This is a genomic window from Xanthomonas sp. LMG 12459, from assembly GCF_009192905.1.
Lineage (GTDB): Bacteria > Pseudomonadota > Gammaproteobacteria > Xanthomonadales > Xanthomonadaceae > Xanthomonas_A > Xanthomonas_A sontii.
The window spans coordinates 1-19,521 of sequence record NZ_NSGT01000023.1 but is presented as its reverse complement, the minus strand read 5'-3'; the positions used below and the strand labels follow the sequence as shown (position 1 = coordinate 19,521).

Annotated in this window: 16 protein-coding genes and 1 tRNA gene; 1 reads left to right on the top strand and 16 read right to left on the bottom strand. The window is 70.7% G+C overall.

Annotated elements, in window-relative coordinates; translation table 11 throughout:
* Nucleotides 1-31: 31 nt before the first annotated feature.
* From CEK65_RS05930 to kdsB, 16 genes are all read right to left on the bottom strand, one after another.
* Nucleotides 32-304, bottom strand: coding sequence for a hypothetical protein (locus CEK65_RS05930; RefSeq protein ID WP_017917327.1), 273 nt, complete (start codon nucleotides 302-304; stop codon nucleotides 32-34).
* Complete coding sequence (locus tag CEK65_RS05925) at nucleotides 291-1,409, bottom strand: glycosyltransferase (protein WP_052250951.1); 1,119 nt, start codon at nucleotides 1,407-1,409, stop codon at nucleotides 291-293. Before CEK65_RS05925 ends, CEK65_RS05930 begins: the two co-directional genes overlap by 14 nt.
* Nucleotides 1,406-2,497: a glycosyltransferase gene (locus CEK65_RS05920; protein ID WP_043095830.1), complete on the bottom strand. Its 1,092-nt coding sequence runs from the start codon at nucleotides 2,495-2,497 to the stop codon at nucleotides 1,406-1,408. The genes CEK65_RS05925 and CEK65_RS05920 overlap by 4 nt, the downstream gene beginning before the upstream one ends.
* The gene (locus tag CEK65_RS05915; protein ID WP_017912646.1) at nucleotides 2,490-3,614 is read right to left on the bottom strand and encodes a glycosyltransferase; all 1,125 of its coding nucleotides are present in this window, start codon (nucleotides 3,612-3,614) and stop codon (nucleotides 2,490-2,492) included. Before CEK65_RS05915 ends, CEK65_RS05920 begins: the two co-directional genes overlap by 8 nt.
* Nucleotides 3,611-4,744 (bottom strand): glycosyltransferase family 4 protein, encoded by a 1,134-nt coding sequence (locus CEK65_RS05910; protein ID WP_226980481.1) that lies wholly within the window; start codon nucleotides 4,742-4,744, stop codon nucleotides 3,611-3,613. The genes CEK65_RS05915 and CEK65_RS05910 overlap by 4 nt, the downstream gene beginning before the upstream one ends.
* Nucleotides 4,745-4,763: 19 nt before the next feature.
* Nucleotides 4,764-5,777: a Gfo/Idh/MocA family oxidoreductase gene (locus tag CEK65_RS05905; RefSeq protein ID WP_152181084.1), complete on the bottom strand. Its 1,014-nt coding sequence runs from the start codon at nucleotides 5,775-5,777 to the stop codon at nucleotides 4,764-4,766.
* Nucleotides 5,774-6,736 (bottom strand): zinc-binding dehydrogenase, encoded by a 963-nt coding sequence (locus CEK65_RS05900; protein WP_152181083.1) that lies wholly within the window; start codon nucleotides 6,734-6,736, stop codon nucleotides 5,774-5,776. The genes CEK65_RS05905 and CEK65_RS05900 overlap by 4 nt, the downstream gene beginning before the upstream one ends.
* Nucleotides 6,733-8,853: an NAD-dependent epimerase/dehydratase family protein gene (locus tag CEK65_RS05895; protein ID WP_152181082.1), complete on the bottom strand. Its 2,121-nt coding sequence runs from the start codon at nucleotides 8,851-8,853 to the stop codon at nucleotides 6,733-6,735. The genes CEK65_RS05900 and CEK65_RS05895 overlap by 4 nt, the downstream gene beginning before the upstream one ends.
* Nucleotides 8,850-10,007 carry an NAD-dependent epimerase/dehydratase family protein gene (locus CEK65_RS05890; protein ID WP_223875492.1) on the bottom strand — a complete coding sequence of 386 codons (1,158 nt, stop codon included), beginning with the start codon at nucleotides 10,005-10,007 and terminating at the stop codon, nucleotides 8,850-8,852. The genes CEK65_RS05895 and CEK65_RS05890 overlap by 4 nt, the downstream gene beginning before the upstream one ends.
* Nucleotides 9,994-11,001 (bottom strand): UDP-glucuronic acid decarboxylase family protein, encoded by a 1,008-nt coding sequence (locus CEK65_RS05885; protein ID WP_051067897.1) that lies wholly within the window; start codon nucleotides 10,999-11,001, stop codon nucleotides 9,994-9,996. The genes CEK65_RS05890 and CEK65_RS05885 overlap by 14 nt, the downstream gene beginning before the upstream one ends.
* Before the next feature lie 524 nt (nucleotides 11,002-11,525).
* Nucleotides 11,526-11,601, bottom strand: a tRNA-Gly gene (locus CEK65_RS05880).
* Between the two features lie 36 nt (nucleotides 11,602-11,637).
* A complete protein-coding gene (gene pgsA, locus CEK65_RS05875) occupies nucleotides 11,638-12,273 on the bottom strand; it encodes a CDP-diacylglycerol--glycerol-3-phosphate 3-phosphatidyltransferase (protein WP_010342633.1) in 636 nt (211 codons plus the stop codon).
* Between the two features lie 9 nt (nucleotides 12,274-12,282).
* Nucleotides 12,283-14,142, bottom strand: a complete 1,860-nt coding sequence (gene uvrC / locus CEK65_RS05870) for an excinuclease ABC subunit UvrC (RefSeq protein ID WP_017912638.1) — start codon at nucleotides 14,140-14,142, stop codon at nucleotides 12,283-12,285.
* Nucleotides 14,139-15,560, bottom strand: coding sequence for a hypothetical protein (locus CEK65_RS05865; protein ID WP_152181081.1), 1,422 nt, complete (start codon nucleotides 15,558-15,560; stop codon nucleotides 14,139-14,141). Before CEK65_RS05865 ends, uvrC begins: the two co-directional genes overlap by 4 nt.
* Nucleotides 15,557-16,045, bottom strand: a complete 489-nt coding sequence (locus CEK65_RS05860) for a low molecular weight protein-tyrosine-phosphatase (RefSeq protein ID WP_043095836.1) — start codon at nucleotides 16,043-16,045, stop codon at nucleotides 15,557-15,559. The genes CEK65_RS05865 and CEK65_RS05860 overlap by 4 nt, the downstream gene beginning before the upstream one ends.
* Nucleotides 16,042-16,821 (bottom strand): 3-deoxy-manno-octulosonate cytidylyltransferase, encoded by a 780-nt coding sequence (gene kdsB, locus CEK65_RS05855; protein WP_152181080.1) that lies wholly within the window; start codon nucleotides 16,819-16,821, stop codon nucleotides 16,042-16,044. The genes CEK65_RS05860 and kdsB overlap by 4 nt, the downstream gene beginning before the upstream one ends.
* A gap of 218 nt (nucleotides 16,822-17,039) precedes the next feature.
* On the opposite strand from kdsB, the gene CEK65_RS05850 reads away from it, so the two are divergent.
* Nucleotides 17,040-19,208, top strand: a complete 2,169-nt coding sequence (locus CEK65_RS05850; protein ID WP_226980480.1) for a TonB-dependent siderophore receptor — start codon at nucleotides 17,040-17,042, stop codon at nucleotides 19,206-19,208.
* Nucleotides 19,209-19,521: the final 313 nt, after the last annotated feature.

Genomic DNA, 19,521 nt, shown 5'->3' with positions numbered 1-19,521 from the left:
GGCGGTCTCCCGGGAAGGCGCCGAGCGCGGCTCAGCGGTTGACGAACTTGAAGAAGCGGCTCTGGCTGCCGTCGCTGGTCTTCTCCTGATACAGGAAGGCCAGCTCTTCTTCTTCGAACTTGTCGAAGAAGTCGTCCCAGCTGATTTCTTCCAGCGCCGCATCGTCGCGGAACAGGATGCGCAGCACGCCGGCATCCTCGTCGGCTTCGGTGCCGCGCACGCTGGCCGGACGGCCGCCGCGCGCCTCGGCCCAGCGGCGGATCTCGTCGTGATCGGTGGTGGTCTTGGCGTCATGCGAGGGCATGCGAGGATCTCCTGGCGGAGGTGGATGGCGCCGCGTCGGCGACGCGGTCGAGGGCATCGTGCAGGGCCTGCGCGCGATGCGCGGCGGTGTGTTCGGCGAGCACGCGGCGGCGCCCCGCCTCGCCGATCGCCATGCGCTGCGCTTCCGGCAGCTCGCGGAGCCAGCCCAGTACGTCGGCCGCACGCCGTGCGATCAGGATTTCCCTGCCAGGCGCGAACAGCGTTTCCAGGCCTTCCCAGGGATCGGAGATGATCGGCGTGGCGCAGGCCGCCGCTTCGAACAGGCGCACGCTGGGCGACCAGCCGGCCAGCACCATGTCGGCACGGGTCAGATTGAGGGTGAAGCGCTGCTGGTTGTAGAAGTCCATATGCTGCGCCGGCGGCAGGTGCGCGCAGCGCTGCACGTTGTCCGGCCAGACGATGTGCGGCGGATACAGCGGACCGGCGATCACGAAGCGGCCCTGCGGCCAGGCCAGCGCCGGCTGCAGCAACAGCCGCTCCAGCGGCGGCTGGCGGTCGTCGCTGTAGGTGCCCATGTAGCCCAGGTCGTAACGATGCGCCTGCGGCTGCGGCCGGTATTGCTCCGGATCGAACGCGCAGTACAGCGGCACCGCGCGCGGCGCGCCGTAGACGCGTTCCAAGCGTTGCAGGGTCGGTCCGCCGGTGAAGGACAGATACAGGTCGTAGTGCGGAATCAGCGCCGGCGAGAGATAGGCGCAGTCGCCGCGCTGCAGCGCCGCCACGGTCACCGGCGTGTCGATGTCGTAGAAGGCGACCACGCCGCGTGCGGTCCGCTGCACCCAGGCGCCGACGTCGATGCCGTCGGGCACGTAGGAGCCGACGATCACCAAGTCCGCCGCCGCGATCGCGGCCGCGTGCCGATCCTGCAATTCCTCGAGGCTGGCGTACAGCACCGGCGCGCACGGCAACTGCGCCGGTGGATCCTGGTGTTCGGCGTACCAGGGCACATCGCGCTCCAGGAACAGCACGTGGTCGCCGCGCGCCTGCAGCGCGGCGATCAGGGCGCGGTAGGTGGTGGCATGGCCGTTGCCCCAGGACGAGCGCAGGCTCAGGCCGAGGATGACGATGTCGCGCGCGGCGATCACGCCGCCTCCCGCTGGCGCGCGTCCAGCAAGGCTTCCACCTCGCGCGCACGGTGCGTGTAGGTGTGGTCGCGCAACAGACGCTGCCGCGCCCGTGCGCCGATCGCCTGCGCCTGCGCGGCGTCGATGCATTGCAGGTAATGCGCCACCTGCTCGCTGTCGTACGCGACCAGTACCTCCGACTGCGGGGTCAGGAACGCCTCGATCCCATCCCAGGCATCGACGATCAGGCAGGCGCCGGCACCGGCTGCCTCGAACACCCGCGTCGGCGGCGACCAGCCGAAGCGCGCCATGCTGTCGCGGTTGACGTTGAGCACCATGCGCACGCTGCAGTTGAAGGCGTTGTGGTCGCGCGTGGACACGTGGCCGAGCGTGCGCACGTTGTCCGGCAGGTCTGCGTCCCAGCCGCTGCCGCCGAGCAGGAATCTCGCGTCAGGCAGGCGCCGCGCCGGCTCCAGGAAGAACTGCCGCACCCGCGCCTCGCGGTCCGGCAGGCGGTTGCCGAGGAAGCCCAGGTCGGCGGCGAAGCCCGGCTGCGCCGGCGCCGGATGGTGGCTCAAGGGGTCCAGCGCGTTGTAGATCGGCACGCACTCGGCGGCGCCCAGCGCACGGTAGGCCGCCACCACGCGCGGCCCGCCGCCATAGGTCAGCACCAGGTCGTAACGCGGGATCTGCGTGCGGAACGGATCGTCCGCATCGGCCTGCACCCGTTCTAGCGTCGCCGGCGCGTCCACGTCCCAGAACAGCACCTGGGTGCGCGGCGAGCGCAGGCCCAGCACTTCGCGCTCCAGGAACGCATCGAACACACCGACGCCGCTGGCCTTGACCACCACATCGGCGCCGCGTGCCTGTTCCAGTGCGCGCGCCGCGTCCGCTTCGGCCGCACCGGGATAGACGGTGACTTGGGCCCACTCCGGATCGTCGATATCGCGGTGCTGCTGGCGCCCGAACGCATCGGGTTCGAAGAAATGGATGCGGTGGCCGCGCTGCGCCAGCGCGTGCAGCAGGCCGCGGTAGTAGGTGGCGGCGCCGTTCCAGTACGAGGACACCAGGCTGGAACCGAAGAAGGCGATGTGCAACGGGCTAGGCATGACTGAGGCTCCGGTGGTCGGGGTGCGCCGCGGGCGCGTCGAGTTCGGCGAGCACGGCCAGCAGTTCGTCGACACGATGCGCGCAGCTGTGGCGGGTGCGGATGGTGTGCAGGCCGTGCATGCGCAGCGCCGCGGCGAGCTCGGCGTCGTGCAGCACATCGTGCAGGTGGCGCTGCATCTGCGCGCCGTCGCGCGCCACCAGGTAATCGCGCCCGGGCGCAAACAGCTGCTCGACGTCGTCCCACGGTGCGCAGACCAGCGGGATGCCGCAGGCCAGCGCCTCGAACACGCGGATCGTGGGGATGCCGGGCAACGCGCGCACGTACGGCCGCCGCGGCACGTGCACGGTGACGCGGAAATGCGCGAACGCCTGCGGCGCGCGGTGGTTGGGCAGCCAGCCGGCATAGTCGATGCCGGCCTCGGCCAGCGCCTGCAGGGCCTGCGGCGGATAGCGCACGCCGTGGATGCGCGCGCGCAGGCGCAGCCGTCGTACCGGCTGGATCAGGAACGTGTCCAGTTCCTGCGCGCGCTCGTCGTCGCCCCAGTTGCCGATCCACAGCAGGTCGCCCTGCTGCGCCTGCCCGAGTTGCGGCTGGAACACGCGCAGATCCGCCGCTTCGTGCCAGGTCCATACGCGCCGGCTCCAGCCGTGGCGCAGATACTGTTGGCGCACCGCCTCGCCGAAGGCGAGCACGCCGTCGTAGTCGGACAGATCGAACCGCGCCATCTCGTCGGGGGCGCTGACCGAGCGGTGGTGGGTGTCGTGGAACAGCACGCGGCAGCCGACAGGCGCTTCGCGGCCGATCCGCGCGATCAGCTCGGGCGCGTTCCACTCGTGCACCAGCACCACGTCGGCACCGTCCAGCACCTGCGCCAGATCCAGTGTGGCCAGGTCGTAGCGCGTGCTGCGCAGCTGCGGAAAGGCGTCCGCGAAGGCCTGCAACGGCGCCTCGCCCTCCTCCGCCTGCAGTTGCGCGCGGCTCCAGCTGTCGTGCGGCTCGTACACCGCCACCGCATGCCCGCGCGCCTGCAGGTCGGCGACGATCCCGCGCAGGAAATGCGCATTGCCGTGGTTCCAGTCCGACACCAGCGAGTGATAGAACAGCACGAAGTTCATGCACCGACTCCGATCGAGGAGAACATGGGGACCGGCGGGCCGGCCCGTCCGGTCACGCGCGGCGTGCCGCGATGCGCGATCAGCGCCCGATAGCGCTGGCGATAGGCCGCGGCCATGGCAGTGGCGGTGTAGCGGCGCGCCTGCGCGACCGCGCGCCGGGCCATGCGCTGACGCAGCAGCGGATCGCCGATCAGGCGCTGCAACTGCGCCGTCAGCGCCTGCGCGTCGTCCGGCGCGACGTACAGCGCCGCCTCGCCCCAGACCTCGCGCAGGCTGGGGATGTCCCCCAGCAGCAGCGCGCAGCCGGCCTGCGCGGCTTCCAGCGCCGACAACCCGAACGGTTCGTAGCGCGCCGGCAACGCATACACGCTGGCGCGTGCCATCCAGCGGCGCAGGCGCGACGGCGGCAGCTGGCCCAGCAGCAGCGCCTGCGCGATCGCCGCGCTGCCGCCGTCCGGATGCGCCGCCTCGCCGGCGATGCGTAGCGCCCACGGCAATCGCGGTGCGACCGCCGCCAGCGTCCGCAGATTTTTCGCTTCGTCCCACAGCCGCCCCGCCGCCAGCACCAGCGGTCGCTTGGCGCTGGCCGGCACCGGCCGCGACAGCGGCACGGCGCCGTTGGCGATCACGCTGCATGGCGTGTCCAGCGGATACTGCGCACGCAACGCCGAAAGCATTGCCTGGGTCGGCGCGACCACGTGATCGGCCGCCGCCAGGCCCGCGGCGACCGTGGCGCGGTAGTGATCCCACTCGGGCGGCAATGCCTCGCCGCACACCGCCTGCCACCAGGAACCGACGCAGGAATGCGCGGTCATCAGCACCGGCGCCGGCCACGCCAGCGTCCCATGCGCATAGTCGTTCAGATGCACCACGTCCGGCCGCACCTGCGCGGCCAGCGCCTGCAGCCAGCGCCCGGCGGCGGCGACATCGGCCCAGGGATCGGCCATCCACAACAGCCGGTAGCCACTGGCGTGCAGACGCAGCCCCGGGATCGCCGCGGCCTCGCGCCACTGCGCCGGCGTCGGGGTCGCGCCCATCGTCGCCAGTTCCACGCGATCGCCCTGCGCGGTCAGCACGCGGCACAGGCTCAGCGCGTACTGCCACACGCCGCCGACGGTGTCGGCGGTCATCAGGATCCGCAGCGGCCGCTCAGCGTCCATAGAGCGCATCCACAGTGCGGGCGACCTCGAGCAACTGCAGCGCCGCCGGGTCGAACCCGGGGTCGGCGCCCAAGCGCTCGGCCCAGTCCAGCAAAGCGCGCCCGCCCCAGGCATCCGGTGGCGAGGCCAGGCGCTCGCAGCGCGTGCCGTCGAAACGGTCCACGGCGAAGTCGAAGAACGAGCCGTCGACATTGCGCAGCGCCGCGCCGCCACCGGTGCCGTACACGTTGGCCTGGATCACCGCGTCGCAACCGGCCGGCAGCCGCCACGAGCAGGCCATGCGCACGCTGGCGCCGTTGTCCATGCGCCACTGCGCGCTGGCGTAGTCCTCCACCTGCCGCACCGGCCGGGTCAGCGGCCGGCCCTGCGCGTACAGCGCCGCCTGCAGGTCGTGGTGGCCGCCGCTGCCGGTGAGCCACATCGCCAGGTCCAACAGGTGGATGCCCAGGTCGATCACGCAGCCGCCGCCGGAACGGGCGATGTCGTAGAACCAGTCCTGGTCCGGGCCGTAGGCGTTGTGGAACAGCAGGTCGATCGCGAACACCTCGCCCAGTGCGCCCTGCGCGATCTGCTCGCGCAGCGTCGCCATGCCCTTGGCGAAGCGATAGCTGAAATCCACCGCGAGCAGACGGTCGTGGCGTTGCGCCAGCGCCAGCAGCTGCTCGGCTTCGGCCGCTGTGCGGGTCAACGGCTTCTGGCAGAACACCGCCAGGCCGCGCTGCAACGCCGCAGCGGCCTGCGCGGCGTGCGCACCGCTGGGCGTGGCGATGACCACACCGTCCAGGTCCTCACGCGCTAGCAGCGCCTCCAGGTCGGGCAGCAGGTCCGCGGCCGGTGCGTCCTGGCGTGCGTCGTGCAGCGCCGTCGCGCTGGCATCGGCGATCGCCACCACCTCGCCGAGCCCGCTGTCGGCCAGGGCGCGCATGCGCGCGCGGCCGATCCAGCCGACCCCGAGGAAGCCCAGCCGTGGCGCGCGCCAGCGCGGTTGCGCGTACGCGTTCATGCCAGCACCACGGCTTTGAGGAACCCATCCGGGCGCGCGTCCATTGCCGCGAATGCCTGCGGCAACTGGTCCAGCGCGTAGCGATGGGTCAACAGCGGGAACGGATCCAGACGCCCGTCGGCGACCGCCTCCACCGCCTCCTGCAAGCCGCGCAACGCCACCCGCGGATCGCGTTCGTGCGCGTTGACCACGTCCAGGCCGCGCCAGTTCCACTGCTGCATGTCGACCTGGCGCGGGCCGTCTTGGTGGTAGCCGGCGATGACCAGGCGCCCGCCCTCGCCGCACAGCGCGCTGGCGATATCCAGGGTGACCTGCTCGCCTGCGGCCTCGATCACCCGCAGGCAGCCGCTGCCGCCGGTGAGTTCGTGCACCGCACCGATCGCCGCGTACCGATCCTCTGTGGCGAGGGTTGCGCTAGCGCCGCACTCGCGTGCGACCTGCAGGGCGTACTCGCGCCGCGACAGCGCGATCATCTGCGCACCCAGCCCGGTGGCCAGTTGGATCAGCAGCGCGCCGATGAAGCCGACGCCGACCACCGCTACGGTCTGCCCGGGGCGGATGTCGCTGCGGCGCAGGATGTTCATCGCGCAGGCCAGCGGCTCGCCCGGCAGGTCGAGACCGGACAGCGCCGGTGGCAAGCGCACCAGCGCGTCGGGTTCGGCGATGTCGTACTCGGCATAGGCGCGGCCGGACAGCAGCGCGACGCGATCGCCCGGCGCCCAGTCGCGGACCTCGGCGCCGACCGCGTCGACCTCGCCCCAGCCTTCGTGGCCGGGCGCACCTGGTTCGAACGGATAGGCGAACCACGGCCGGCCGGCCCACACCGGCAGATTGGACGCGCACACGCCGCAGCCGTGCAGGCGCACCCGCACCTGCTGCGGCGCAGGTTCGGGGCGTGGCTGGCGCTGGGTGACGATGCGGCCTGGGCCTTCGAAGACGGCGGCATGCATGCTGCTCATGCGGCGTGGATCCTCCGTTGCGGTGGGGAAACAGGTACGGCGCGCTCGGCCTGCGTGTGCAGCCAACGGTGCAGCCGGGCGATGCCGGCATCGGCGCCGACGCGAGGCGACCAGCCGGTGGCCGCGGCGAAGGCGCGTGTGTCGGAGACGTAGTAGCGCTGGTCGCCGACCCGCGGCGCGGCGTGCGCCAGCTCCAGGCGATGGCCGACCAGGACCTCGATCCGCCGCAGCACCTCGCGCAGGCTGGCGGCATTGGCCGGGCCGCCGCCCATGTTGAACGCCCGCCCGGACAGCCGCGGCATCTGCGCCTGGCATTGCAGGAACGCCTCGACCAGGTCGTCCACGAACAACAGATCGCGGACCTGGCGGCCATCGCCGTATACGGTGATCGGCTGCCCCTGCAGCGCGCGGATCAGGAAATGCGCGACCCAGCCCTGGTCTTCGTTGCCGCATTGGTGCGGGCCGTAGATGCAGCTCATCCGCAGCACCACCGCCTGCAGGCCGAAGCTGCGCGCATAGTCCAGCACGTACTGGTCGGCACCGCCCTTGGAGCAGCCGTAGGGGCTGTGGAAATCCAGCGCGCGGCGCTCGTCGATGCCGCGCGCGCGCAGCAGCGGATCGCTCGGCTGGTAGCGCTGCGCGTCGGCTTCCAGAGCGACGTCGTCCAGCGCGCCATAGACCTTGTTGGTGGAGGTGAACAGCAGCGGCGGCGGGCGCCGCGCGCCGCGGATCGCCTCGAGCACGTTGAAGGTGCCGCGCAGGTTGACCTCGAAGTCGTGCGACGGATCCTCCAGGCTGGAGGTCACCGCCACCTGCGCGGCCAGGTGGAACACCTGCGCCGCCTGCGCCACTGCATCGCCGAGCAGATGCCGATCGCGCACGTCGCCCACTTCCACCTGCAGACGCTCGCCGGGATAGTGGCGACGCAGCGACTGCAGGTTGTGCTCCACGCCCGGGCGCGACAGGTTGTCGTAGACGATGACCCGGCGTCCGCTGTCGAGCAGGCGCGCGGCCAGATTGGTGCCGATGAAGCCGGCGCCGCCGGTGATCAGCACCGCATCCTGCCCACGCGACCGCGGCAGGGTGTGGATCGGCGCGTGCGCGTCGGCGCGTGGCGCGACCGTCGGCGCCGGCGCGAGGTCCGGGCGCGGCGCGCGCGACAGGTTGGCGCCGTGCTCGTGGTGCAGCGACGCCAGCGCCTGGATGCCGTCGTAGCCCTGCTCGGCCCACAGCCGGTACAGCAGCTTGGCGCGGCCGCGCTCGTCGCGCAGGCCGAAGTGATAGTGGCGCTCGTCCTCGTGGAAACCGTCCTGGTGGCTGATGCTGCCGTGCAGGTCGCGCGCGGCATACCAGTACAGCCGCTCCACCGGCGCATCCAGGGTCTCGCGCAACTGCCGTACCTGCTGGATCTCGTCATGCCGCCAGGTCGAATACCCGGTCTCGCTGAGCCAGACCTGCGGCTGCAGACCGTGCGCGGCCAGCACCGCGCGGACGTCGCCGAGCACCTCCGCCCACGGCCGGCGGCGGAAATCCCAGGTGCCGGGAAAGCCGTGCACGCCGACCGCGTCGATGTGCGCCAGCGCCCCACGCTGCGCCATCAGCGCCAGCCAGTTCGGATCGGTCGGGCACATGCCGCCGAGCAGGGTCTTCTTGCCCAACTGGTGCGCCCAGTGCGCGGCCTGGCCGATCATCTCGGCGAAGCGCTGCCAGTCGTGGTCCAGGTGCCAGTCCCAGTCGTTGAGGTTGTTCGGCTCGTTCCACAGTTCGATCCACTCGAAGCCGGCGCCGAAGCGACCCACCACCTGGTCGATGAAATCGGCGAAGGCCTTGCTGTCGCGCGGCGGCGACGCCGTGCGCGGCTCCAGCCCCAGCGATGGCGGGGTGTAGCAGAAGCACGGCAGCACCTCGCAGTGGGCGCTCAGCAGCGGCATCAGCCAGGCGTACCAGCGCTCGCCTTCGGCGGTATGCCAGTCGGCCCAGGAGAACTGGGTGCGCAGCCGGCGCACGCCGAGCTCGCGCATGTCGCGCAACAGCGCATGCACCGCATCCTCGTCGCCGATGCGCAACCATTCGATCAGGCCGATCTCGGCCAGCCGTTCGCGTGCCTGTGCGCTCATCCCTGCAACCCCCGCCGCGCCAGCTCGGCATTGGCCGCCTCCACGCCGTCGGCGGCGGTCTGCTCGCGCAGCCACTCCACCAGTTCTTCCAGGCCCTGCTGCAGGTCCACCTGCGGCGCATAGCCGATGCGTTCGCGGGCCAGCGCGATATCGGCGAAGCAGTGGCGGATGTCGCCGACCCGGTAGTTGCCGGAGACCTGCGGCGGCAGATCGTCGATGCCCATCGCCGCGGCGATGCGCTGCCCCACTTCGTTGATGCTGACCGCCTGGCCGCTGCCGACGTTGAGCGCCAGGCCGGCGGCGCTTTCGCATTCGTAGGCCAGGCGGCAGGCGCGCGCGACGTCGCTGACATGGACGAAATCGCGGCGTTGCGCACCGTCCTCGAAGATCACCGGCGGTTTGCGGTTGAGCAACCGCGCCGCGAAGATCGCCAGCACACCGGTGTAGGGATTGGACAGCGCCTGGCGCGTGCCGTAGATGTTGAAGAAGCGCAACGCGGTGGTCGGGATCGCATACGCCTGGCCGACGATCAGGCACAGGCGTTCCTGGTCCAGCTTGGACAGCGCGTACACCGAGGAAGGTTCGGCCGGCTTGCGTTCGTCGGTCGGCACCGGCTGCAGCGGGCGCCCGTCCACGCTCGGCTCCCACTGCGCGCGGCGCAGTTGCGCCAGCGGGCGCTCGCGCACCGGCACCGGCGTGCCGTCGGCATCGACGTAGGCGCCCTCGCCGTAGATGCTCATGCTCGACGCCACCACCAGCCGCTGCACCGGCCGCTCCACCAGCGCTTCCAGCAGCACCGCGGTGCCGAGATTGTTGGTATGGGTGTAGTGCGCGATCTGGTACATGCTCTGGCCGACGCCGACTGCCGCGGCGAGGTGAAACACCCCGTCCACATCGCGCAGCGCAAGCCGTACCGCCACCGGATCGCAGACGTCGCCGACCATCAGCTCCACGTCCTCCGCGAGATACGCCGGTCGCGCGGCCTGCATGCCGTGCACCTGCGCGCACAGGTTGTCCAGCACCCGCACCCGGTAGCCGTGGGCAAGCAGTTCGTCGGCCAGATGCGAGCCGACGAAGCCGGCGCCACCGGTGATCAGCACGCGCTTGCCGGCCTGCGCGCGGCTGGCGCTGCTCCTGAGTTCATGCACAGTCACGTTCCACCTCCAGGTCCGGGATGTCGTGCAGATGCGCCTGGAACCAGGCGATGGTGCTGCGCAGGCCCTCGTCCAGCGCCACCCGCGGTTCCCAGCCGAGCTCGCGCCGCGCCAGGCCGATGTCCGGACAACGCCGGGTCGGATCGTCCTTGGGGATGGGCCGGCGCACGATGCGCGAGGACGAGCCGGTCAGCGCGAGGATGCGCTGCGCCAGTTCGGCCACGGTGATCTCGTGCGGGTTGCCGAGGTTGACCGGACCGGTCCAGCCACGCGGGCTGCGCATCAGTTGCACGATGCCCTCGACCAGATCGGAGACGTAGCAGAACGAGCGGGTCTGGCTGCCGTCGCCGTACAGGGTCAGCGGTTGCCCGCGCAGCGCCTGCACGATCAGGTTGGACACCACCCGGCCGTCGTCGTTGCGCATGCGCGGCCCGTAGGTGTTGAAGATGCGCCCGACCTTGATGTCGGTGGCATACAGGCGGTGATAGTCGAAGAACGCCGCTTCGGCGCAGCGCTTGCCCTCGTCGTAGCAGGCGCGCGGGCCGATCGGGCTGACCGCGCCGCGATAGTCCTCGCGCTGCGGATGCACTTCCGGCTCGCCGTAGACCTCGCTGGTGGAGGCCTGGAAGATGGTCGCGCCATTGCTGCGCGCCACCTCCAACAGGTTGATCGCACCTTCCAGGCAGGTCTGCAGGGTATGCAGCGGACGCGCTTGGTAATGCACCGGCGAAGCGCAGCAGGCCAGGTTGAACACCCAGTCGACCTTGGCCTGATACGGCTGCACTACGTCGTGGGCGACGAAGCGGAAACGCGGACGCGCCAGCAGGTGCGCGATGTTGTCCAGCGAACCGGTCAGCAGGTTGTCCAGCACGGTGACGTCGTAACCGTCGTCCAGCAGACGCTCGCACAGATGCGCGCCGACGAAGCCGGCACCGCCGGCGACCAACGCGCGCGGTGGCGCTTGGGTGGTAGGGGAAGGAATTGCGCCATCCATCATCGACTCCTCGCAGAGGCCGGGCGTCATCGCCTGGCGTGGGAGACTCAGCGCAAATCGCGTGCCAAGTACCGGCGAAACCGCAGCGCAATGCGGCGGACGGCGTCGCTGCGCGCGATGCCGCGGACGTTTCGGCGACGGCCTGTCCCGTTCTGTGACCGACGCGTACGCAATGCGTGCATGCGCGCGTGGGCGTGACGTGAAGTCAGCCGCGCGCCTGCAAGGCGCGAAGGAAAAAATTGCCGGGCTGGGGCCGCGTCAGCGCGTAACCTGCGCCAGCGGCGCGGCCCATGCTGCAACGGTCGCGAATGCTCGGCCAACGGGGCCGCAGTGAGGGAGGCGGGACGTTCTCGCCTCCGCGCGGCTGGCACGACAATCGGGACGGCGCATCCGCACCGGCGATGCGCCATGCCCCGGGTCAGGCGAGCGCCGTGGCTTCGGCCGGCATGCGGGCATGAAAAAAGGGCCGAAGCCCTTTTTCGGACATCCTGTGCATCTGCACTGGATGTCGGTACTGCCGAATGTGGAGCGGGAAACGAGACTCGAACTCGCGACCTCAACCTTGGCAAGGTTGCGCTCTACCAACTGAGCTATTCCCGCTTGAGGCCGCGAATTCTACCGGGACCACGCAGCCTGTCAACCGTTGCCTTCGATTTTTTTCGCGTTCTTTTCCGCCACCGCCGCGCGCTCGTCGTCGCGCAGGCTCGGCCAGGCCGCATGCAGGTACTGGATACCCGACAACAGGGTCAGGATCGCGGCGATCGCCAGGGTCCAGTCGCCGACGTGGAAGACGAACAGGCCCATCCACACGCTCTCCGGCGGCGAGCCGTCGGGCATCACCGAGTACAGCAGGCACAGCAGCGCCACCATCTGCGCGGTGGTCTTGATCTTGCCGATCATCGCCACCCGCACCTTGGCGCGCTGGCCGATCTCGGCCATCCATTCGCGCAGCGCCGACACCGCGATTTCGCGGCCGACGATCACCGCCGCCCAGAACGCCATCCACGGCGTCGGGTGGCCCTGCACGATCAGGAACAGCGCCACCGCCACCATCAGCTTGTCGGCCACCGGATCCAGGAACGCACCGAACGCGGAGTACTGGTGGTAGCGCCGCGCCACCCAGCCGTCCAGCCAGTCGGTGAACGCGGCCAGGCCGAAGATCGCCGCCGAGGCGAAGTTGGTCCAGGTGTACGGCAGATAGAACACCAGCACCAGCACGGGGATCATCACGATCCGCAGCAGCGTGAGCCAGGTGGGGATGGTCAACTTCATTGCGCTGCTCTACTCGCCTGCCGGATCGGGCACCGGCAGTCCGTGCAGGTTAGCGTAGATTCGTGCGGCCAGTGCGTCGTTGATGCCTTCCACCCGCGCGATCTCGGCCTCGCCGGCGGCCTTGAGCCCGGCCAGTCCGCCGAAGTGCTTGAGCAGGCTGGCGCGGCGGCGCGGGCCGATGCCGGGAATGTCCTCCAGCTTGCTGGTCATGCGCGCCTTCTGCCGGCGCCCGCGGTGGCCGGTGATGGCGAAGCGGTGCGCCTCGTCGCGCACCTGCTGGATGAACTGCAGCGCCGGCGACGCCGCGCCCGGCCGCAGTTCGCGCCCGTCCGGCATCACCAGGGTCTCGTGGCCGGCGCGGCGCTCGGCGCCCTTGGCCACGCCGATCAGCAGCACCCCGTCCACACCCAGGTCGGCGAGCGCGCCCGTGGCCTGCGCCAGCTGGCCGGCGCCACCGTCGATCAGCAGCACGTCCGGCAGCACCACGTCGCCCTTGCCCTCGCCTTCGGCGGCGCGACGGAAGCGGCGTTCGATCGCCTGGCGCATCGCCGCGTAGTCGTCGCCCGGCTCGATGCCGCTGATGTTGTAGCGCCGGTACTGGCTGCGCACCGGGCCGCTGGCGTCGAACACCACGCACGAGGCCACCGTGGCCTCGCCCATGGTGTGACTGATGTCGAAGCACTCCACCCGCTTGACCGGTTCGGTCAGGCCGAGCATCTCGCGCAGCGCCTCGCTGCGCGCGTGCTGGGCGTTGCGGCTGGTCAGTTCCGTGACCAGGGTGGCCTGGGCGTTGCGGCTGGCCAGCTCCAGGTAGCCGGCGCGCTCGCCGCGCACGTTCCACTTGAGTTGCACCTTGCGCTCGGCGGCCGAGCTCAGCGCCGCCTCGATCAGCTCGGCGTCGGGAATCTCGCGGTCCAGCAGCACCTCGCGCGGCGGCGCGTGCTCGACGTAGTACTGCGACACGAACGCGCCCAGCACCTCGGCGGCACTGTCCTCGCCGTTGGTCTTGGGGAAGAACGCGCGGGTGCCGAGGTTGCGGCCGTCGCGGAACGCCAGCAGCAGCACGCAGGCGTTGGCGCCCTGGGTGGCGCAGGCCAGCACGTCGAGGTCGGCGGCACGGCCGTCCACGTACTGCCGGCTCTGCATGCTGCGCAGCGAGCCGAGCAGATCGCGCAGGCGCGCGGCGCGTTCGAACTCCAGACGTTCGCTGGCGGCCTGCATCGCCTGCACCAATTCCTCGCCGAGCTGGTCGCTGCGCCCTTCCAGGAACAGCGTGGAGCGGCGCACCGCCTCGGCGTACTCGTCGGCCGCTACCAACGCCACGCACGGCGCGCTGCAACGGCCGATCTGGTACTGCAAACACGGCCGCGAACGATTGCGGAACACGCTGTCCTCGCAGCTGCGCAGCTTGAACAGCTTGTGCATCAGGTTCAGCGTCTCGCGCACCGCGGTGACGCCGGGATACGGCCCGAAATAGCGGCCGGGCACCGCGCGCGGGCCACGGTGCAGGGTGATCCGCGGCCACTCCTCGCGGGTCAGCAGCACGTAGGGATAGCTCTTGTCGTCGCGCAGCGACACGTTGTAGCGCGGCGACAGCGACTTGATCAGCTGGTTTTCCAGCAGCAGCGCCTCGCCCTCGCTGCGGGTGACGGTGACGTCCATGCGCGCCACCTGCGCCAGCATGGCCATGGTCCGCGCATTCTTCGGCGAGCCGCTGAAGTAGCTGGACACGCGCTTGCGCAGTGCGCCGGCCTTGCCGACGTAGAGCAAGGTGTCGTCGGCGGCGTACATGCGGTAGACGCCGGGCGCGGTACTGAGGTTGGCGGCAAAGGCCTTGCCGTCGAACGCGGGCAATGCGGGGGTGCTCATTCGCCGATCGCGACGTCGTGCAGTTCGCCGCTGGCGATGTCGTAGCGCAGCACCGCATGCGCATCGGTCTCGGCGATCCACACCGTGCCGGCGCTGACCGCCAACCCGCCCGGGCCATGCAGGCGCCGCGGCAAGGCCGCGGTGGACAGTTCGCCGCCGCCCAGACGCAGGCTGCGCAGACTGCCGTTGCCGCTGTCGGCGATCCACAGCAGCGGCGCGTCCGCGCTCAGCGCGATCGCCTGCGGGAACTGCAGGCGGGCACGGCTGCGCGGTCCGTCCTCGTTGCCGAAATCCCACGGCCCCTGGCCGCCGAGCAGGGTCTGCACCAAGTCGCCGCGCAACTGCATCGAGCGCACCGCCGAGCCCAGCGCATCGCACACGTACAGCACCTGCTGCACCGCGGCCAGGCTGCACGGCTGCGCGAACGCGGCCAGGTGGCCGCTGCCGTCGCGCAGCTCCAGCGCGCCTGCACCGGCGCGCCAGCGCAGGCTGCGGCTGCCCAGGTCGTAGCTCCAGATGCGGTTGTCGCCGGCCATCGCCAGGTGCACCTGGTTGTCGGCGATCACCACGTCCTGCGGATGGTTCAGCGGCGCCAGCAGCGGTTGCTCCACCGGGCCTTCGACCGGCTCGCCGGCGCGGCCGTTGCCGCACAGCGTGTCGACCTGGCCGGTGAGCAGGTTGATCCGGCGCAGCGCATGGTTGCCGGTATCGGCCACGTACAGCACGCCGCGCTCCAGCGCCAGCCCGCGCGGACGGTGGAACGCCGCCTCGCCGATCGCGCCGTCGATGAAGTCGGCGGTGCCGATGCCGAACTGGCGCAGCACGCGGCCGCTGGTGCTGCATTCGAGGATGCGGTGATGGCCGCTGTCGGCGACGTACAGGCGATCCTCGGCCACCGCCAGGCCGGTCGGGAAGCGCAGCGGCAGGCGCGGCTCCGGCTGGGTCTCGCGGGCGTCGCGCAGGTCCTCGTCCAGCGGCAACGGCTGCCCGGCGCAGAGCGCGTGCAGCGCCTTGTCCAGTTCCGCGCCGCCGATGCCGACCAGGCGCTCGCGCTCCACGCCGCCAGCGTCGATCAGCACCAGGGTCGGCCAGGCCTGGATGTCGAAGCGCTGCCAGGCGGCCCAATCGGCATCGAGCAGGACCGGCGCGGACACGCCCTGGCTGCGCAGCAGCTTCAGCGCCCGCTGCGGCTCGCGCTCGCTGTCGAAGCGCGGCACCTGCACCACGATCACCTGCAGACGTCCGGGATTGCGCGCCTGCCACTGGCCGAGTTCGGCCAGACGCTGCGCGCACCAGACCGAGGCGGCATTGACGAAGGCCAGCACCAGCGCCCGCCCCTGCAGATCGCGCAGGCGGATCGGCTCGGCGTTGAGCCAGGCGCCGGACGCGGGGAGTTCCAGGGCGGCGATGGAATTCATCGGCCGATTATGCCGGAGCCGAGGTCGGCGGACAGTCGTGCCACGCTGCCGGCGGCGGCTTCGTCTACCAGTTGCCAGACCTGCTCGAACTGGGCGCTGCCGCCGGTGTACGGATCCGGGATCTCGCGATGACCGTGCACCCCGGCCCACGGCAGCCATAGCGCCACGCGCTCGTGCGCGGCCGCCGGGGCGCGCTGGCGCACGTCGCGTAGGTTGGCCGCATCGGCGCACAGGATCCAATCGAACTCGGCAAAGTCGCGGTCGCGCAGTTGCCGGGCGCGCAGGCCGGCGATGTCCACGTCATGGGCGGCGGCGCAGGCGACCGCGCGCCGATCCGGCGGCTCGCCGCGGTGCCAGTCGCCGGTGCCGGCCGAGTCGACCTCCACCACACTCGCCAGCGGCGAGCGCTGCAGGTGGTGGCGCAGCGCGCCCTCGGCCATCGGCGAACGGCAGATGTTGCCCAGGCACACCAGCAGCAGCTTCATGCCTGCCCCTGCAGGTAGGCCTCGGCGCGCGCCAGGTCCTCGGGCGTGTCCACGCCCGGCGGGAACGGCGCCGGCGACAACGCCACCGCGATGCGGAACCCGGCTTCCAGCACCCGCAACTGCTCCAGCGACTCGATCCGCTCCAGCGTGCCCGGCGGCATCGCCGCGAACCGGCGCAGGAAGCCGGCGCGATAGGCGTAGATACCGATATGCCGCAGCCACGGGCCGGGCAGCGGCAACTGGGTCTGCGAGGCGGCGAAGGCGTCGCGGTGCCAGGGGATCGGTGCGCGGCTGAAGTACAGCGCATCGCCGGCGGCGCTGCGCACCAGCTTGACCACGTTGGGATCGAACAGGTGCTCGGCCGCGTCCACCGGGGTGCCCAGGGTCGCCATCTCGGCGCCGCTGTCGGCCAGGGTCCGGGCCACCGCGACGATGCCGGCCACCGGCGCGAACGGCTCGTCGCCCTGCAGGTTGACCACCAGGGTCGCATCGTCCCAGCCGGCGATGTCGGCGCACTCGGCCAGGCGGTCGGTGCCGGAGGCGTGGTCGGCAGAGGTATTGGCCACATGCACGCCGTCCAGGTCGGCCACGGCGGCGGCGATGCGCGCATCGTCGGCGGCCACCCACACCTGCGTGGCACCGGCAGCGAGCGCGCGCCGCGCCACGTGGCAGATCAGCGGCTCGCCGCCGAGCGCGCGCAAGGGCTTGCCCGGCAGCCGCGAGGCGGCATAGCGGGCCGGAATGGCGACCACAAAGGCCGGGACGGCGGCGCTCATGCCGCCACCGTGCCGGCGGCGGAAGCGGCGATGGCCGCGGCGGCAGGCGCGTGCTGGAACGGGACGAATCCGGCCATGAATTGATCTTTCTCCGCCAATTATTGAGAATAGTTCGCATTCGCCATTCGACGTGGCCGGACTGCCCAGCACGTGTGCCGCTGCGACAGCTTCCGGCGCGACGACGGCGTTGCCTCCTGCCCATTCTATAGACCCCACCGATGAACCTTGCCGCTCGTTCCGTCCGATCCGCTGCGCAGCCCTCCCACGCCACCACGCGCCGCGCACTGTGCCTGGCCATCGCCGCCCTGCTGCTGCCGGCCGCGGCCGGCGCGGCCGAGGCCGTGGCGGCCGGCGACCGCGAACCCACGCAACTGGAGAAGCTGGACGTGGTCGCGCAGCGCAAGGACGGCTATACCCCGCCGCCCAGCGCCGCCAGCACCGGCTTGGTGTTGAGCCCGCTGGAGACGCCGCAGTCGGTGAGCAGCATCGGCCGCGAGCAGATGGACGACTTCGGCCTGCGCAACGCCAACGATGTGCTGGCGCTGGCCACCGGCATCAACGTCGAGAAGATCGAGACCGATCGCACCTACTACAGCGCACGCGGTTTCGACGTCGTCACCTTCCAGGTCGACGGCCTCGGCCTGCCGTTCACCAATGGCGGCGCCGAGGGCGACCTGGACACCGCGATGTACGAGCGGGTGGAGGTGTTGCGCGGCGCCAATGGGCTGATGTCCTCGACCGGCAATCCGTCGGCCACGATCAACTTCGTGCGCAAGCGGCCCACCGAGGACCTGCAGGGCAGCGCCGGAGTGACGGTGGGCAGCTGGGACACGCGGCGGCTGGACGCGGGCCTGTCCGGCCCGCTCAACGCCAGCGGCAGCGTGCGCGGGCGGGTGGTCGCCGCCGGCCAGGACGGCGACAGCTACCTGGACCGCTATGCGCTGAACAAGCACAGCGTCTATGGCATCGTCGAGGCCGATCTGAGCGATCGCACCCGCCTGAGCGTGGGCGCCAGCGATCAAAAGAACGACGCCACCGGTGGCATGTGGGGCGCACTGCCGCTGTACTACAGCGATGGCAGTGCCACGGATTTCGCGCGGTCCACCAGCACTTCGGCCGACTGGTCGTACTGGACCACCGAAGACAAGCGCGGGTTCCTGGAACTGCGGCAGGACCTGGGCGCGGACTGGCGGCTCACGCTGGCACTGAACTACCGCAGGCTCGACAACGATGCCCAGCTGTTCTACGTCTACGGCACTCCCGATCGCGACACCGGCCTGGGCCTGTTCTCCTACCCCTCGCAGTACGGCAGCAGCGAAACCCAGAAGTACGCCAACGTGTCCGCAAGCGGACCGTTCGCGCTCGGCGGGCGCGAGCACGAACTGGTGGTGGGCGTGCAGTGGGGCCGCGTGGAGGCCGACCAGGTGTCCTGGTACGGCAACGACATCGGCACGCCGCTGCCGCCCCTGCAGGACTGGAACGGCGCCTATCCCAAGCCGCGTTTCGACGCGTTCTCCGACGGCGCCCAGTTCGACATCATCCGCCGCACCGCCTACGCCACCGCGCGCTGGAACCTGAGCGATACGCTGAAGCTAATCACCGGCGTCAACCACACCAGGATCGAGAGCCGCGGCCAGAACTACGGCGTGCAGCACGTCTACGACGCCAGCAAGACCACCCCGTTCGTCGGCGCGGTGTACACCTTCGATCCGAACTACGCGCTGTACACCAGCTATGCGGAGATCTTCAATCCGCAGACCGAACTGGACCGCAACCTGCGCGTGCTCGACCCGATCACCGGCAGCAACGCCGAGCTCGGCATCAAGGGCCAGTGGTTGCAGCAGCGCGTCAACGCCTCCTTCGCCCTGTTTCGCGCCAAGCAGGACAACACCGCCGAAGCCGATGTCTTCGTCGGCACGCTGCAGACGTACCGGCCGATCGACGCCACCTCCACCGGCTACGAGTTCGACGTCGCCGGCCGGATCGGCGCGCACTGGCAGCTCAACGCCGGTTATACCCAACTGGGCATCAAGGGCGACGACGGGCGCAACGTGCGCACCTACGTGCCGCGCCGCACCTTCAAGCTGGCCACCACCTACACCGTGCCGCAATGGGAGGCGCTGCAGCTGGGCGCGACCCTGACCTGGCAGGACGCCATCGTCCGCGACCAGGAGGCCGTGGACACCGCCGGCAATCCCATCTACACCCGCCAGGGCAGCTATGCGCTGCTGGGGCTGATGGCGCAGTACGCCATCACCCCGCAGTTCAGCGCCACCCTCAACGTCTACAACGTCACCGACCGCAAGTACATCAACAGCCTGTACTGGGCGCAGGGCTACTATGGCGCGCCCCGCAACACCGCCCTGGCGCTGACCTACCGGTTCTAGCGCCGGCCGCTGGCGGAACGCGTCGCGCAGGGCACTTGCCGCGACGCGTGGTGCCGTCGCTGAGAGTTGCGGAATGTGCGACGGTCGCTGGCGGGAGCGCGGTACGCGCGGACACTGGAACGCGCCGTCGGCACGGCGCGACTGGTCGAGCGCCACGCGCAGCTGTGTGCCGCGAGGACACCTCTCCACGACGGAAAGTGTCCTGTAGGAGTCAACTGTCATGCACCTGCGATGACAGGAGGAGCGTACGGGGCCTGATCGCGCGCGATGGCATTGAGCCAGCGCAGGAACTTGTGCATGCAGGCGACGATGG

Coding starts and splice junctions, on each gene's coding strand:
- uvrC (WP_017912638.1), bottom strand. CDS start 14,142: ATGAGCACCCCCGCATTGCCCGCGTTCGACGGCAAGGCCTTTGCCGCC.
- CEK65_RS05905 (WP_152181084.1), bottom strand. CDS start 5,777: ATGAACGCGTACGCGCAACCGCGCTGGCGCGCGCCACGGCTGGGCTTC.
- kdsB (WP_152181080.1), bottom strand. CDS start 16,821: ATGAGCGCCGCCGTCCCGGCCTTTGTGGTCGCCATTCCGGCCCGCTAT.
- CEK65_RS05885 (WP_051067897.1), bottom strand. CDS start 11,001: ATGGATGGCGCAATTCCTTCCCCTACCACCCAAGCGCCACCGCGCGCG.
- CEK65_RS05860 (WP_043095836.1), bottom strand. CDS start 16,045: ATGAAGCTGCTGCTGGTGTGCCTGGGCAACATCTGCCGTTCGCCGATG.
- CEK65_RS05900 (WP_152181083.1), bottom strand. CDS start 6,736: ATGAGCAGCATGCATGCCGCCGTCTTCGAAGGCCCAGGCCGCATCGTC.
- CEK65_RS05910 (WP_226980481.1), bottom strand. CDS start 4,744: ATGACCGCCGACACCGTCGGCGGCGTGTGGCAGTACGCGCTGAGCCTG.
- CEK65_RS05930 (WP_017917327.1), bottom strand. CDS start 304: ATGCCCTCGCATGACGCCAAGACCACCACCGATCACGACGAGATCCGC.
- CEK65_RS05915 (WP_017912646.1), bottom strand. CDS start 3,614: ATGAACTTCGTGCTGTTCTATCACTCGCTGGTGTCGGACTGGAACCAC.
- CEK65_RS05850 (WP_226980480.1), top strand. CDS start 17,040: ATGAACCTTGCCGCTCGTTCCGTCCGATCCGCTGCGCAGCCCTCCCAC.
- CEK65_RS05865 (WP_152181081.1), bottom strand. CDS start 15,560: ATGAATTCCATCGCCGCCCTGGAACTCCCCGCGTCCGGCGCCTGGCTC.
- pgsA (WP_010342633.1), bottom strand. CDS start 12,273: ATGAAGTTGACCATCCCCACCTGGCTCACGCTGCTGCGGATCGTGATG.
- CEK65_RS05895 (WP_152181082.1), bottom strand. CDS start 8,853: ATGAGCGCACAGGCACGCGAACGGCTGGCCGAGATCGGCCTGATCGAA.
- CEK65_RS05920 (WP_043095830.1), bottom strand. CDS start 2,497: ATGCCTAGCCCGTTGCACATCGCCTTCTTCGGTTCCAGCCTGGTGTCC.